The organism is Billgrantia antri (assembly GCF_017868935.1).
GTDB lineage: Bacteria > Pseudomonadota > Gammaproteobacteria > Pseudomonadales > Halomonadaceae > Halomonas > Halomonas antri.
In genome coordinates, this window is sequence record NZ_CP053383.1 from 2,237,559 (window position 1) to 2,253,195 (window position 15,637).

General features: G+C 62.8%; 11 protein-coding genes. 7 read left to right on the forward strand and 4 right to left on the reverse strand.

Translation table 11 applies throughout. The features are described from left to right. Positions 1-3 precede the first annotated feature (3 nt). The 3 genes from HNO53_RS10475 to HNO53_RS10485 all read left to right on the forward strand — a co-directional run bounded on the left by HNO53_RS10475 (position 4) and on the right by HNO53_RS10485 (position 4,568). Positions 4-1,089, forward strand: a complete 1,086-nt coding sequence (locus tag HNO53_RS10475; RefSeq protein WP_209478402.1) for an ABC transporter permease — start codon at positions 4-6, stop codon at positions 1,087-1,089. Continuing rightward, entirely contained in the window at positions 1,082-2,683 is a 1,602-nt protein-coding gene (locus HNO53_RS10480; RefSeq protein ID WP_209478404.1) for an ABC transporter ATP-binding protein, read from the forward strand. Before HNO53_RS10475 ends, HNO53_RS10480 begins: the two co-directional genes overlap by 8 nt. A 154-nt stretch (positions 2,684-2,837) precedes the next feature. Next, positions 2,838-4,568: a sensor domain-containing diguanylate cyclase gene (locus HNO53_RS10485; RefSeq protein WP_209478405.1), complete on the forward strand. Its 1,731-nt coding sequence runs from the start codon at positions 2,838-2,840 to the stop codon at positions 4,566-4,568. A 1-nt stretch (position 4,569) separates the two neighbouring features. Here HNO53_RS10485 and HNO53_RS10490 read toward each other — a convergent pair whose 3' ends face one another. Both HNO53_RS10490 and HNO53_RS10495 read right to left on the reverse strand, forming a co-directional pair. Continuing rightward, a complete protein-coding gene (locus HNO53_RS10490) occupies positions 4,570-5,271 on the reverse strand; it encodes a pseudouridine synthase (protein ID WP_209478406.1) in 702 nt (233 codons plus the stop codon). After that, a complete protein-coding gene (locus HNO53_RS10495) occupies positions 5,271-6,086 on the reverse strand; it encodes an amidohydrolase (RefSeq protein WP_209478407.1) in 816 nt (271 codons plus the stop codon). The genes HNO53_RS10490 and HNO53_RS10495 overlap by 1 nt, the downstream gene beginning before the upstream one ends. A 166-nt stretch (positions 6,087-6,252) precedes the next feature. Between HNO53_RS10495 and rarD the strand changes: the two genes are divergently transcribed. Continuing rightward, positions 6,253-7,191: an EamA family transporter RarD gene (gene rarD / locus HNO53_RS10500; RefSeq protein WP_209478408.1), complete on the forward strand. Its 939-nt coding sequence runs from the start codon at positions 6,253-6,255 to the stop codon at positions 7,189-7,191. Positions 7,192-7,209: 18 nt separating this feature from the next. Here rarD and HNO53_RS10505 read toward each other — a convergent pair whose 3' ends face one another. Then, a complete protein-coding gene (locus HNO53_RS10505; RefSeq protein WP_242597606.1) occupies positions 7,210-8,802 on the reverse strand; it encodes a methyl-accepting chemotaxis protein in 1,593 nt (530 codons plus the stop codon). A gap of 190 nt (positions 8,803-8,992) precedes the next feature. Beyond that, positions 8,993-10,267: an O-acetylhomoserine aminocarboxypropyltransferase/cysteine synthase family protein gene (locus HNO53_RS10510; RefSeq protein WP_209478409.1), complete on the reverse strand. Its 1,275-nt coding sequence runs from the start codon at positions 10,265-10,267 to the stop codon at positions 8,993-8,995. 121 nt (positions 10,268-10,388) lie between these two features. Between HNO53_RS10510 and HNO53_RS10515 the strand changes: the two genes are divergently transcribed. The 3 genes from HNO53_RS10515 (at position 10,389) to HNO53_RS10525 (ending at position 15,633) form a co-directional block, all read left to right on the forward strand. Next, entirely contained in the window at positions 10,389-12,101 is a 1,713-nt protein-coding gene (locus HNO53_RS10515; RefSeq protein WP_209478410.1) for a SulP family inorganic anion transporter, read from the forward strand. 281 nt (positions 12,102-12,382) lie between these two features. Continuing rightward, positions 12,383-13,543: a TAXI family TRAP transporter solute-binding subunit gene (locus HNO53_RS10520; protein WP_209478411.1), complete on the forward strand. Its 1,161-nt coding sequence runs from the start codon at positions 12,383-12,385 to the stop codon at positions 13,541-13,543. 65 nt (positions 13,544-13,608) lie between these two features. Further along, on the forward strand, positions 13,609-15,633 hold the full coding sequence (locus HNO53_RS10525; RefSeq protein ID WP_209478412.1) for a TRAP transporter permease: 2,025 nt from the start codon (positions 13,609-13,611) through the stop codon (positions 15,631-15,633). Positions 15,634-15,637: the final 4 nt, after the last annotated feature.

Here is a 15,637-nt window from a genome sequence, read left to right on the forward strand (position 1 = left end):
CCGATGGCCATTGCGTTCACCGACAAGCTTTCCCCTATCGCTCGCCGGCGCGTCGAGGTATTCCGGCGCAACCGCCGTGCCCGGGTTTCGCTGTGGATCTTCCTTGCTCTTTTCGTGGTGAGCCTTGGCGCCGAACTGATCGCCAACGACAAGCCGCTGGTCATGCGCTACGACGGCCAGTGGTACGTGCCGCTGCTGGTGGACTACCCCGAAACCGAATTCGGCGGCTTCCTGCCGACCCGTACCGATTATCACGACCCCTTCATTCGCCAGCAGATCGAGGAGAACGGCACCGCCGTCTGGCCGCTGATCCCCTTCTCCTACCAGACCTTGGACATGCAGATGATGCGGCCCTCGCCTTCACCCCCAGATACGCGACACTGGCTGGGGACGGACGATCAGGGGCGCGATGTCCTGGCACGCGTCATCTATGGTTTTCGTCTATCGGTCGCTTTTGCACTAGTGTTGACCGCGGGGTCGCTGGTGATGGGGGTTATCGTTGGCGGTATACAGGGGTATTTCGGCGGCAAGACGGACCTCATCGGCCAGCGCCTGACCGAGATCTGGTCGGGCCTGCCGGTACTGTTCCTGCTCATTATCCTGGCCAGTTTCGTGCAGCCCGGTTTCTGGTGGTTGCTTGGCATCATGCTGCTGTTCTCTTGGCTGGGGCTGGTGGACGTGGTCCGTGCCGAGTTCCTGCGTGCGCGCAATCTCGAGTATGTGCGTGCCGCCAAAGCGATGGGGCTGCCCTCGCGCCTGATCATGTGGCGTCACGTACTGCCCAACGCCATGGTCGCCACCCTGACCTTCATTCCGTTCCTGTTCACCGGCGCCATCACCACGCTGACGGCGCTCGACTTCCTCGGCTTCGGGTTGCCGCCGGGCTCGCCTTCTCTGGGTGAACTGGTGGCTCAGGGGAAGAACAACCTGCATGCACCCTGGCTCGGCATTACCGCCTTTGTCAGCCTGTCGCTGATGCTCTCGCTGCTGGTCTTCATCGGCGAGGGCCTGCGTGACGCCTTCGATCCGCGCCATATCCAGCATGCTCCGAGTGCTACTCCGTTGACCAGGACGCATCCCAATGCCTGATTCTCTCTCCTCGCCTCTGCTACGACTCGACAAGCTGTCGATCGCCTTCGACGGCAAGCCGGTTCTCAATGAGCTGACCCTTGAGGTGCGTCGCGGCGAGACGCTGGCCCTGGTCGGTGAGTCCGGTTCCGGCAAGTCGGTCTCCGCACTGGGTGCCATGGACCTGCTGCCGGACAATGCTCTGGTCCGAGGGGGACGCTGGCTCGGCGACACGGATCTGGCGGCCTTGGGAAAGCGGGACTGGCAGGCGCTGCGTGGCGGCCGTGTCGGCTTCGTGTTTCAGGAACCCATGACTTCGCTCAACCCGCTGCACACCGTGGCCAAGCAGATCGGCGAGACGCTCCGCCTTCACCAGGGCATCTCCGGTCGTGAAGCGCGGGAGCGAACCCGTAAACTTCTGGAACAGGTCAAGCTGCCGCGTGCCGATGAACTGCTCGATGCCTGGCCGCACCAGCTCTCCGGCGGTCAGCGGCAGCGGGTCATGATCGCCATGGCCATTGCCAACGATCCCGAGCTGCTGATTGCCGATGAGCCCACCACCGCACTCGACGTCACCGTGCAACAGGAGATCCTGGCCCTGCTCGCCGAGCTCCGGGATCGGCATGGCATGGGCATGCTCTTCATCACCCATGATCTCAACCTGGTACGGCGCCATGCCGATCGAGTCTGCGTTCTTTATGACGGGCACGAGCAAGAGACAGGGCCTGTCAGCGATGTCTTCTCTAAACCTCGTAGCGCCTATACGCGCACCTTGCTGGACGCCGAGCCGACTGGCCGCCCAGCATCCGTCGCCTCCCAGCGGGCATTACTTGCGGCGCGCGACGTCTCGGTGAGCTTTCAACGCCCCAAGCGACTGTTCGCCAAGCGTCCCCCCGCTTTCGAGGCGGTCAAGCCGATCGACTTGCACCTGGCCCCGGGAGAGACGCTTGGTATCGTGGGTGAGTCAGGCTCCGGCAAGACCACCCTGGCCATGGCCCTGCTGCGCCTGGTGGAGAGCCGCGGCGAGATCGAACTCGATGGGGAACGGCTGGATCGTCTCACCGGGAATACGCTACGTAAGCGGCGGCGCCGCTTCCAGGTAGTGTTTCAGGACCCTTATGGGTCGCTGTCGCCACGCATGCCGGTGTCGGACATCATCAGCGAAGGCCTGCGCTTCCACTACCCTGAACTCGCCGACGACGAGGTTGACGAACGCGTACGTGCCGCCATCCACGAAGTTGGCCTGCCTGCGGACTGCGCCGTGCGCTATCCGCATGAGTTTTCCGGCGGGCAGCGACAGCGCATCGCCGTGGCACGAGCGCTTATCCTGGAGCCGGCGATCGTGGTACTCGACGAGCCCACATCGGCACTGGATCGCACCGTACAGAAGCAACTGGTCGAACTGCTACGTGACCTACAAGCCCGCCGCGGCTTGAGCTTTCTCTTCATAAGTCACGATCTCGCCGTGGTGCGCGCCATGGCGCATCGGGTACTGGTATTGAAAGATGGAGAGCTGGTAGAGCAAGGAGAGTGCCTGGCACTTCTGGACAATCCAAGCAGCGACTATACGCGAGCCTTGGTGAAGGCAGCAGGGCTTAATTCCCCTGGGACCTGATGATAATGGAATTCAACGTTTAGGGAAGCAATGGGAAGGGTAAAAAGATAACGGTATAAAGATCGTTTCGGCTAACGATACTGAACGCGCCCTGTCTTTACCTTTGCCTTATACTAGGGTGTCACGCCCGTCGGGAACACAGGAAACGCCATCCATGCGCTGCCTTTTCCTACCGTTGCTGGTCTTGTTCTCCCTGTCACCTGGCTTGGTAAATGCTGCGTCATTGGATCTCGATAGTGGTTGGGAGTACCGCTGGGGAGACTCGCCTGTACTTGAGGATGGCACACCCGCATGGCTGGTCATGGAAGACGAGACGGCTTGGCATGCCATCGACTTCCCGTCCAACCCACCCGATCGCGATGGACAGCATCACGCGTGGTTCCGTATTACCCTGCCCTCCGGTGAGTGGCGGGATCCCGTGCTCTACATCTATAGCATCGACCTGATCGCCCAGGCGTATCTGGGAACCGAGCTGATTTACCAGCACGGTAGCTTTGATGACCGCGGCGAGGGTCCTTTCGTCGGCTGGCCATGGCACGTGATCAGCCTGCCCGAGGACTTTGCCGGTCAGCCACTGACGTTTCGGGTCTACTCCAACTACACCGACATCGGTCTTTGGGGCGAAGTTCGTCTGATGGACCGCCCCGAGTTCTTCTCCCTGATCCTGAATCGTTCAGCGGCCGATCTGTTAGTCAGCGCCTTCTGTCTACTACTCGCACTGCTGGCGGGATGCTTTGCGTTACTTCATCAGCGTCGCCAAACTTTTGTCGGTGTCGGGCTCTTTTCGCTCGCGTCGGGCATGATGATCCTGGCCGAGACCCAGGCCAGCCAGCTACTGCTGGCGATGCCGCTATTGTGGGATTATCTTGCGGCGGCGGGTTACTACGCGCTTCCGGTAGGCATTGGCTTGTTGCTCGAACCCTGGTTTTCGCATCGACTCTCCCGCTGGATTCGCCGGCTGTGGCAATGGCATCTGGGCTATCTGGTTCTGTCCCTGAGCCTCGCCCTGAGCGGTATCGTCAACCTTTCCAGTACCTTTCCCGTCTATGACGTCCTGCTGACCGTGAGCTTGCCGATACTGTTCGCCCTCGTCGTCGGTCACTGGAAGTGGCTGAGCGGCGAGCAGCGAGTGGTCATCGCCGCTTATGGCCTGTTCGCGATGCTGCTGCTGTTCGATATGGCGGTTGCCCATGGGCTGCTGCCGTGGCAGCAGATTCCGGTCAGCCTGGGGGCACTGAGCTTCAGCCTGGCCATAGTAGCGATCTCGCTGCGGCACTATACCCTCACCCAGCGCGAGCTGATCAAGCTGAATCAACGCCTCGAGCAGCAGGTGGCGGATCGCACCCAGGACCTGCAACACATGGTCGAGCAATTGCGTGCCTTCTCCTATCAGGATCCACTGACCGGTTTGAAGAACCGACGCCATTTCGATGAGGTATTTGCTCATGAAGCAGCCTGCGCCAGGCGCGGTACGACGCTGACACTGGTCATGCTCGACATCGACCATTTCAAGCATTTCAATGACCTCTATGGGCACGACGCCGGTGACGCGGTGCTGATAGCTACCGCCAGGTTGATCGGCGAGCATTTTCGAGAGGCCGACGTGGTTTGCCGACTGGGGGGTGAGGAATTCGTGGTGATCATGCCCGGTGCCACGGCACAGCAGGCCGGCGAAGCCGTCGAGCGCCTGCTGGATTCCATGCGCCAGCAGTCCTTCCTGCATGGTGGCGAAGCGCTCGGCTGCGTCAGCCTTTCCTGCGGGATCGCCAGCTATCCGGCACATGCCGATGACCCGATCGAGCTGTGCCGACTGGCCGACCTAGCCCTCTACCGGGCCAAGCACTGTGGTCGCGATCGCAGCGAAACCTATGCGCCTTCCGCCTGATTCAGGCGAACTCGGCCACCTCGGCTTCGCTCAATTCACGCCAATCCCCCATGGGAAGCGTGCCCAATGCCAGGGGCCCCACCGATTCACGATGCAACGCCGTCACCCGGTTGCCGATGGCAGCGAACATGCGCTTGACCTGGTGATAGCGCCCTTCGTACAGGGTCAGTTCTGCCTCGCACGGGCCCAGCATGGCGAGCCGGGCTGGCAGCGTTGGCTTCTCCTCACCATCGAGCAGCATGCCTTCATCGAAACGCCTGACGGCCTCGTCCAGTGCGGCACCCGCCAACGGCTCGGCAAGCACGGCGCGGTAGACCTTGGCACAGCGCCGTCGCGGCGACGTTACCCTATGCGACCACTGGCCGTCGTCGGTCAACAGCACCAACCCAGTGGTATCGACATCGAGTCGGCCCACCGTCTGCAGACGTTCAGCCCTGGGCAGATCGATGAGATCCACTGCACGTGGATAGAGTCCGCGCCGCGCGCTGCACTCCACGTCAGCAGGCTTGTTCAGCATCACGTAGCGCAATCCGACCAATGCCAACGGCTGGCCGTCCCATTCGACCTGATCTTCGTCGCCAACGTGAGTGGCCGGCTGTTTAACCACGACACCGTTGACGCTCACTTCACCTCGATGCAGCGCCTTCTTGGCCAGGCTGCGGGTAAGATCGGTAGTCTCCGCCAGGAAGCGATCCAGGCGCATCAGAATCCCACCCCGTCGGCCAGCGAGAAGTGATCGGCATCACGCCAGGCGGGAAACTTCTCACGGAAGGCGTCGAGCTCATCGCGGGACAGCGTGGCGGTCTTGATGAACGCGGTATCGCGCGGCTCGTCGATGATTGCCTCGCCCTTGAAGTCGACCAGCATGGAATCGCCGGCATAGCGCATGCCGTTGGCATCCTCGCCGACACGGTTGACACCGATGACCGGACATAGATTCTCGATCGCCCGCGCCTGCAACAGGATGCGCCATGGATGTCGCCGCGGCGCCGGCCAATTGGCCACGCACAGCAAGGCGTCGTACTCGAAGTGTTCGCCGGGTTCGGGACTCTGGCGCAGCCACACCGGAAAGCGCAGGTCATAGCAAACGCTGAGCAGAATGCGGAACCCCTTGAGCGTCACGATCACACGGTCGTGCCCCATGGAGTAACGCTCGTGCTCACCGGCCATGCGGAACAGGTGGCGCTTGTCATAACTGACAAGACTGCCGTCCGGGCGCGCCCACACCAGCCGGTTGTAGTAGTGGCCCTCTTCGACGATCGCCACGCTACCGGTCACGACACAGTTGCGCTTGCTGGCTTGCTCGCAGAGCCAGGCTGTCGCCCGGCTCTGCGCCATGGGTTCGGCCATTTCGCGCGAATTCATGGTAAAGCCGGTGGAGAACATCTCTGGCAGCACGATGAGATCGGTATTGCCGCCATCGAGATCGCCAAGTTGCTCTTCCAGCATGCGGCAATTGGCTTCGGGGTCTTCCCAGCGCAGGTCGCACTGCACCAGAGTCGTACGCAAATCGCTCATGTCGGTTCCCTTGCGGAGTCTCGTCTATCGCTTCAGCCTAACTCAGGCCAGCGACGACGTCAGCCCGACACGGCACTCTCACTCAGCCCTCAGCAGCGCCTGGGGACGTAGAGATGCTTCCAATAGGCTGCTAAGTTATAGCCTTCCTTCTTGCAGAGACACCAGCATGCGTTTGTCGTCCCCGTATGATCACGAAGTCACCCGTGGAGTCGGTTTCGGCTTGGCTGCCTATGTCATGTGGGGCTGCTTCCCGCTGTTTTTTGCCCTGTTCGAGGGCGTTCCCGCCTTCGAGGTGCTCATCCACCGCATCATCTGGTCGTGCCTGTTCCTGGTCGGGCTGGTCACGCTGCTCAAGCGCTGGGGCCCCATTCGCAAGGCACTGGCCGAACCTCGACGCCTTGGACGGGTGCTCGGCTGTGCCCTGCTGATCGCCATCAATTGGGGGCTCTACATCTATGCGGTGGAAACCCGGCAGGTCTTCCAGGCCAGTCTGGGCTACTTTCTCACCCCGCTGGTCAACGTCGCACTGGGAATGCTGATCCTGCGCGAGGCGATGGCCGGGCTACAGCGCATCGCCGTGGTGCTTGCGGGTATCGCCATCGCCATCCAACTGGTGCTGCTCGGTGAGTTGCCGTGGATCAGCCTGACGCTGGCGTTGAGCTTCGGCACCTATGGCCTGCTGCGCAAGCAGGTGCCACTGGACGGTCTTTCAGGGCTCTTCGTAGAGACCCTGTTGTTGCTGCCCCTGGGGCTGATGGCGCTCGCCTGGCTCAGTGCCAGCGAACTCTCCCATTTCTTGAGCGCGCCTAGTATTACACTGCTGCTGGTAGCGAGCGGGGTGATTACCGCCCTGCCCTTGCTGGCTTTCGCCGGTGCGGCCCGGCGCCTGCGTCTCGCCACGCTGGGCTTTTTGATGTACCTCAACCCCACCATTCAGTTCTTCATCGCCCTGCTGGTCTTTCGTGAGCCGCTCTCGCTGGTCCAGCTCGCCACCTTCCTGCTGATCTGGGCCAGTCTGGCGCTCTACTCCTGGTCGGCCTGGAGCAGCCGGCCGCGCTCCCCCCTGGCACCGGCCGGTACGCTTCGAGAGGGGGAGCGGAGCTAATCAGGGAAAGTGGGAAACTCAGGCGGTTTCCGGCTTGTAGCCGACCCGGAAGCCGCCCCAGTGCTTGCCGCCAACGTAGATCGGCACTGACAGGTCGTGCATGACCTCGCCGGTATCGCGCTTGTAGGTCTGCAGCAGCAGGGTCTGCTCATGGGTACCGCAGCGCTGACCTGTAGTGTCCTCGTAGATCCGCCGGTTGCGACAGAACTTGAGGTCGTGGTCATAGTCGCCGGTCGGGGGGCGGCTGCTCTGCACATTGTGGGTGGGGATGTAGCCGCGTCGATCGATACCGATGGCATAGGCGACGCCCAGGCGCTCGAGCAGCGGCTCCTGAATCGCCGGGAAGTTGTCATCCGTATAACCGACGAAACCGGTCTCGTACTGCTGCGGATTGGTGCCGGGAATCGGCGTGTACTGGGCATGAAACAGCGCCTGCTCATCGAGCTCGCCGCGCTTGATGGCCGATTCGAGCAACGCACCGATCTTGGCGGCGGCCTGCCGCGCCGCCTCGAACACCTGTTGATGGCGACCTTCGAGGCGCTGTTGAGCGAGAGCCGCGTCGACCGCCTCGGCACCGGCCATCAACGCGCGCGCCTGGCTCGCCAGACCGTGCATATCGCGATTGCCCTGCTCGGCATCCTCCTCCAGCGTGCCCAGCGTTCCGGCCACGCGCTGCGAGTGTCGGTTGGTATCCTCCATGGCCTCGGCGATCGAGCGAATCTCGCCTTCCACCTGGTCGAAGTGACCGGTCATTTCGGTAAGCTGCTCGCCGACCTTGCTCATCTCCTTGGCCCGGTCGCCTACACGCTGCATCAGGTGACCGATGGTATCGACCACGCGGTGACTGCTATCGCCGATATCACCAACCAGCGCCTCGACGTTGCGCGTGGCATCGGCGGTGCGCCCGGCGAGCTGACGCACCTCACCGGCAACGACCGCGAAGCCCCGCCCATGCTCGCCAGCCCGGGCAGCCTCGATCGAGGCATTGAGCGAAAGCAAATTGGTCTGCTCGGCGATCTCTTCGATCAGTGAGGTGACGTGGCGCACGCTGTCAGCCTTCTGGCTCAACATGTTGAGCAGTTCCAGCGCCTCCTCGGAACGCTCGGCCAGTGCCTGCATCTCGTCGATGACCTGCCCGAGCGACTCGCGGCTGACATGACTGGCATCACGCGAACGACTGGCCAGTGTGGCCACGTTGGCAGCGCTCGCGGCTACCTGCTCGATGGCCGAAGTGATCGCCGCCATGCTCGACGAGGCTTCGCGCACGGTCTGCTCCTGCCGCTCCAGGCGCTGGTCCATGCGATCGGCGTGATGCGAGACCTCGGCAGAGGCGATGGCCGTGGTGCTGGCCTGCTGGATCAGGCCGTGCGCCATTCGCCGCAGGGAGAGATAGTCGCGGGAAACGGGTAGCCAGACATGGAAACGATCGTTGGCCAACGAATCGGCACCCGCACGGTGGATCCCGGCCAGCCCGCTCAACACGAGCATGGCACCCGCCGTTGATGCCAGCCCCACCGAGAGAAGCGCCTGCCATTCGGCGCCGCCTCGGTAGCCGATCAAAAAGCCGGCGGCAAGCGCAACCGCGGCCAGCAGGAGCATCAGTATCCGCATGCGTGTCGTCTCTTTGTTATAGATGTTATCCGAGCTTAACGTTAAGTAAGCGGTATCTGCACCACCACTTTCGCCTGACAGACCAAAGCGCTACTAAAGTGCTCTCTCGGTTGGCCGATAGATCCTCTTTCAGCCCGTTTCGACACGGCCGTTGCAGTGCTGCACGCCGGACGTCTCGCACCGTACGGCGTCAGGCCTGGCTGGCGGCCAGGGCCTGCTCCAGGTCCGCGATGATATCGTCGACGTGCTCGATACCGATGGACAGGCGTACCATATCGGGTGTCACGCCGGCGGCGACGAGTTCCTCGTCGTTGAGCTGACGGTGGGTGGTCGAAGCCGGGATAGACGAGCAGGTCTTGGCGTCGCCAATATTGACCAGGCGCAGGATCATGCCCAAGGCATCGTAGAAACGCGCGCCCGCCTCGCGACCACCCTGAATGCCGAAACTGAGAATGCCCGAAGCGCGACCGTTCATATAACGCTGGGCTAGCTCATGATCCTTGTGGTTCGCCAGTCCGGCGTACTGTACCCAGGTCACCGCATGGTGTCCTTCGAGGTACTCGGCCACCCGCTGGGCGTTGGCGCAGATCCGCTCGATGCGTAGCGACAGCGTTTCCAGCCCCTGTAGCAGGTTCCACGCTGCCTGTGCAGAGAGTGCCGCTCCGGTATTGCGCAACGGAACGACTCTCGCCCGCGCGATGAAGGCCGCCTCGCCCACGTCGCGGGTGTAGCTCACCCCATGGTAGGAGACATCCGGCTCATTGAGCAGCGGGAAGCGCTGCGAATGCTCGGCCCAGGGGAATTTGCCGGAATCGACGATCACACCGCCGATCGTGGTGCCATGGCCGCCGATATACTTGGTCGCGGAGTGGATGACGATATCGGCACCGTGTTCGATGGGGCGCCAAAGGAAAGGCGTGGGCACGGTATTGTCGACGATCACGGGAACGCCGTGGCGATGGGCGATCTCAGCCAGCCTTTCCATGTCGACCACGCTGCCGGAGGGGTTGCCCACGCTCTCGCAGAAAACGGCCTTGGTACGTGCGTCGATCAGCGACTCGATACCGGCGATATCGTCCTTGTCGGCAAAGCGCACCTGAATCCCCTGCCGTGGCAGGGTATGAGCAAAGAGGTTGTAGGTGCCACCGTACAGCTCACTGATCGAGACGATGTTGTCGCCAGCCTCGGCGATGGTCTGAATCGCGTAGGTGATCGCCGCCATGCCCGACGCCACCGCCAGTCCGGCGATTCCGCCCTCCAGCGCAGCAATGCGCTGTTCCAGTACGGCACACGTGGGGTTCATGATGCGCGAATAGATATTGCCCTCGACCTTGAGGTCGAACAGGTCGGCCGCATGCTGGGCGCTGTCGAAGGAGAACGAAGTGGTCTGATGGATCGGCACGGCCACGGAGTGCTGGTCGTCTGGCGCATAGCCGTGATGCAGAGCGATGGTTTCGGGTTTCATGGCGTGTCCTGTGATGAGCTGTCGTTGTGCGGTGTATTTCACCAGATGCTAACCAACACTGAACTCGACCACCAATATCGTTTAGTCTGGTGTTCCCAAGCCCCTGACACTAAGAGACGGGATGCTCAGACGCTACCTGCCGATCCTCACCTGGCTGCCCCACTACAATCGCCGCCTGGGCGGTGCCGATGTGCTGGCGGGCCTGATCGTCACCGTCATGGTGATCCCCCAGTCGCTGGCCTACGCCGTGCTGGCCGGTCTGCCTGCGGTGGTGGGGCTCTATGCCAGCCTGTTGCCGGCCATCGCCTATGCCCTGCTGGGCACCAGCCGGACCCTGGCCGTGGGGCCGGTGGCGATCATAGCGCTGATGACCGGCGCGGCACTGTCGGGTGTCGCTTCGCCGGGTACGCCCGAATACTTGCAGGCAGCGCTGATTCTGTCGCTTCTCTCGGGGCTTATGCTGCTCCTCATGGGCCTGCTACGCATGGGCTTCGTGGCCAACTTCCTCAGTCACCCCGTGATCGCCGGCTTTCTTACCGCATCGGGCATTCTCATCGCCGCCAGCCAGGTGGGCTACCTGGTCGGCGTCAGGCTCGACGCCCGCGACCTGCTGCCGAGGCTGATGCAACTGGTACGCAGGCTGCCCGAGGTTCACTTGCAGACACTGGCCATCGGCATCGGCACCCTGCTGTTCCTGCTGCTGCTGCGCCAGTACGGGAAGCCGGCGCTGCGCCGCATCGGGCTTCCCAGGCCGTTGGCCGACCTGATCACCCGCGCAGGCCCCGTTCTTGCCGTGGTCGCGACCACGCTGATCACCTGGCACTTCGAGCTGGCGGAAACCGGCGTCGCGGTGATCGGCGACATCCCCCAGGGGCTGCCGCCCTTCACCCTGCCCGGTTTCGATACTGACCTCTGGCAGGCGCTACTGGTGCCGGCCCTGTTGATCAGCGTGGTGGGCTTCGTCGAGTCGGTCTCCATGGGTCAAATGCTCGCCGCACGCCGGCGCGAACGCATCTCGCCCAACCAGGAGCTGGTCGGTCTGGGCGGCGCCAACATCGTCGCCGCCTTTTCCGCGGGCATGCCGATTTCCGGCGGACTGACCCGCACGGTAATCAATTACGACGCCGGAGCGCAGACTCCGCTTGCCGGACTGTTCGCCGCGCTCGGCATCGGGGCAGTGACGCTGTTTCTTACCCCGGCGCTCCATCATCTTCCCATTGCCACCCTGGCGGCAACGATCACCGTGTCGATCCTGACCTTGATCGACATTCCCATGATTCGACAGACCTGGCGCTACTCTCGCAGCGATTTCTCGGCCATGGCGATTACCATCCTGCTGACCCTGCTGGAAGGCGTCGAGACCGGCATCATCAGCGGCGTCGCACTCTCCATCGGACTCTTCCTCTACCGTACCAGCCGCCCCCACAGCGCGCTGGTCGGGCGCATCCCCGGCACGGAGCATTTCCGCAACGTCGAGCGTCACGAAACCGAGACCGCCAGCCATGTGGCGCTGCTGCGTATCGACGAAAGCCTCTATTTCGCCAATGCCCGCTACCTGGAGGATACCGTCTACGACCTGGTGGCAACGCTTCCCGAGCTCGAGCATGTGGTGCTGATCTGCTCCGCGGTGAACCTGATCGATGCCTCGGCCCTGGAGAGCCTGGACGCCATCAATGCCCGCCTCAGGGATTCTCGCGTCACCCTGCATCTGGCCGAAGTGAAGGGGCCGGTGATGGATCGCCTGAAGTGCAGCGACTTTCTCGATGACATGACCGGGCGGGTGTTCCTCAGCACCTACGCCGCCTGGCGCGAGCTCTCTCGTCCTTCGGAATAGCGCGCCAGGCGTGGGAGGGGCCGCTCACTCGAACGGCACGCCCCTATACTTTGGTCGATCACCTCGCCTCGGCGCGCCCAGGGCGGCTCGGGCAACCCCTTCTTTTTACGACATTCTTGTCTTCCCGAAACGTCACGTTTCGCCTAGCGGAAACCCCAGGAGATCTCTTTACCTGGCATGCGTTGACACCGACGCAGCGCCTTCCTAGTATCGATCACAGATTTCGGAATCAAATACCGCATAGCAAAACAACAACCACTTCAACAGCACAGGAGCCTCCTATGCGCCAGCTGTCCCGCTCTATCGTTCTCGCCGCGCTGCCCCTCTCGCTGCTCTCTACCAGCATGGTCCAGGCCGCTGAGGTCGAGCTTCCCGGTACCATGGCCTGGACGGCCTACGGCACCAACTCCAGCGGCTATGCCCAAGCCGTCGCCATCGGCAACATGCTGCAGAACCAGTACGGGACCTCGGTACGTGTTCTTCCTGGCGACAACGACGTGTCACGCATGACGCCCCTCAAGCAGGGCCGGGTCGACCTGTGTGCCTGCGGTATCGCCAGTTACTACGGTGCCGAGGGTGTGCTGATGTTCGCCGATCGCGACTGGGGCCCGCAGCCGATCCGCGTTATCACCACCTCCACCGCCTCGTTCGGTTTGTCACTGGCCGTGGCGGGTGATCTGGACGTGGAAACCCCGGCGGACCTCGCTGGCAAGCGCATCGCCTACATCCGCGGCGACGACGCCTTGAACAAAGGAACCGAGGCCTACCTGGCGTTCGGCGGCCTGACCTGGGACGACGTCGAGCGCGTCGACTACCCGGGCTATGCACGTTCTTTCGACGGCATCATTGCCGGCGATGTAGACGCCTCCTTCACCACTACCGTGACACCGCCAGCCCAGCAGCTCGCCAGCAGCCCGCGCGGCATCAGCTGGCCGGTACTCGATCCCGATGACGCCGAGGGATGGCAGCGCATGCTGGCAATCGCGCCGTACTTCCAACCCCATGAAGTGACTGCCGGTGCGGGGGATATCAGCGCGGACAATCCCGTGCCCAGCGCGAGCTATCCCTACCCGATCGTGGTGGCCAACCAGGATCTCGACGATAAGGTTGCCTACGGCCTGATCAAGGCGCTGCAAGACAACTACGACGACTATAAGGATGCCGCACCCGGTGCCGTGGGTTATGCCTTCGAGCATCAGGATCTGACATGGGTCCTGCCCTTCCATGATGCCGTGGTCGAGTATTACAAGGAGATCGGCGAATGGACCGACGAGATGCAGGCTCACCAGGATTCGCTGGTCGAGCGTCAGCAGTTGCTGCTGGAGACCTGGAACGCCTTCCTCGAGGACGCCCCATCCGAAGAAGATGAGTTCCGTGACGCCTGGATGCAGGCCCGCGCAAAGGCGCTTTCCGACGCCGGGTTCGATCCGGTCTTCGAATGAGATCCCGTTGAGAGCCTGACCCTGGGGCGGCCGTGCCGCCCCTTTCCCGATTAACGGACGCCGCCATGACCACCGCATCATCCCCCCCCGAGTCGCCCAGCCAGCTCAAGGAAAAGGTCACTCACGTCCGCCCGTTGCCTACCGCCCTGCGCTGGATCCCAGGCGCCGTGACGGTGGTGCTGATGCTGATGACCTTGGACTACCTGTTCAACCTGGGCTGGCTTCGCATCGTCACCGGGTTGGAAACGCAGTTTTACTATGCCGTGGTGGCCCTGCTGCTGCCACTGGTTTATCTATTGTGGCCCGTCAAGTCGTCACTGCAGTATCGTCCGGTACCGTGGTATGACTATGCGTTGAGCCTAGTGACGCTGGTCGTCGGTGGTTATTTCGTCTATCACGCCGAATCGATTCTCGAGCGTGGCTGGGCTTTCGCCGCTCCCGATACCGCGATCATCGCCAGCTATGCCTGGTGGTTGCTGATCATCGAGGCCGCTCGTCGCGCCGGAGGCTGGCCCATCGCCGTGATCGCCGCGACATTCTCGCTCTACCCCTTGGTCGCGGATATCGTGCCCGGGCCAATACAGGCGTTCCCCTCCACCCTGGAGGAGACCGCCATGTACCACACCATGAGTACCGAAAGCATCATGGGGGTACCGCTGCAGGCCTTTGCCGGCCTGGTCATCGGTTTCTTGGTCTTCGGCGTGGTCCTGCAGAAAAGCGGGGGCGGCAAGTTTTTCATCGACCTGGCCTTCGCCCTGCTGGGACACGTACGTGGCGGCCCCGCCAAGGTCTCCATCTTCTCGAGCGGCCTGATGGGCTCGATGAGCGGCAGCGTGATCAGCAATGTACTGACCACCGGTGTGCTGTCGATTCCCGCCATGCGTCGCATCGGCATGGGGCGCTCCTTTTCCGGCGGCGTGGAAGCCTGCGCCTCCACCGGCGGGGTGTTGATGCCGCCGGTGATGGGGGCCACTGCCTTCGTCATGGCGATGTTCCTCGACGTACCCTACGCCGCCGTGGCATTGGCTGCCGTCATCCCCTCAATACTCTATTTCCTCGGCCTGTTCATCCAGATCGATGCCTATGCCGCGCGCCACGACATCAAGGGCTTGCCCGCCGAGGAGCTTCCTTCCCTGTGGCATACCCTCAAGCAGGGCTGGTACTTCATCTTCGTCTTCGCGCTGCTGGTGTGGATGTTGTTGATCATGCAGCGCGAGGCGGTGGCGCCTTTCTATGCCACCGCGCTGCTGCTCGTACTCAATCAGTTCTCCCCCCGCAACCGCTGGGGGCTACGCGAACTGGGCGAGTCGCTCTCCTCGGCGGCCAAGCTGTTCGCCGAGCTGATCGCCATTCTGGCCGGCGTCGGCATGCTGGTCGGTGCCCTGTCGATGACCGGTCTCTCCGGCACCATTGCCAACGACTTCATTCATATTGCCGGAGGCAATGTGCCGCTGCTGTTGATCATGGGAGCCCTGACCAGTTTCGTGCTCGGCATCGGCATGACCGTCACCGCTGCCTATATTTTTCTGGCCGTGGCACTCGCGCCGGCACTGATCCAGGGTGGTGGGCTCGACCCCATGGCGGTGCACATGTTCATTCTCTACTGGGGCATGCTCAGCTTCATCACGCCTCCCGTCGCGCTCGGCGCCTTCGCCGCCGCCACCGTGGCCGGCGCACGACCCATGGCCACCGGCCTGCAGGCCATGCGCCTGGGCAGCGTGATCTACTTCATCCCGTTCCTGTTCGTGCTCAACCCGGCATTGATCATGCAGGGCGAGCCGCTGCAGATCGGCCTCGTGTTCGTACAGGCGCTGGTGGGCATCGTGCTGTTCGCCTCGGCGATGCAGGGCTACCTGATCGGCGTGGGCCGCCTCGGCATGGGCATGGTCTCGGAGTGCGTGGCTCGGCCCCTGGTGTTGCTGGCTGGCCTCATGCTCGCACTGCCCGGCGGCGGCATGGTGCCGCTGAGCCAGCTAGAACTGTTCACCTTCGCGCTCGCCGCGCTGGTCCCAGCCGTCGTCATTTCACGCTGGAGTCAGCGACAGGCAGGGCAGCGAGAGACACGCCTGACGCCCCCCATCGATTCATGAGGTA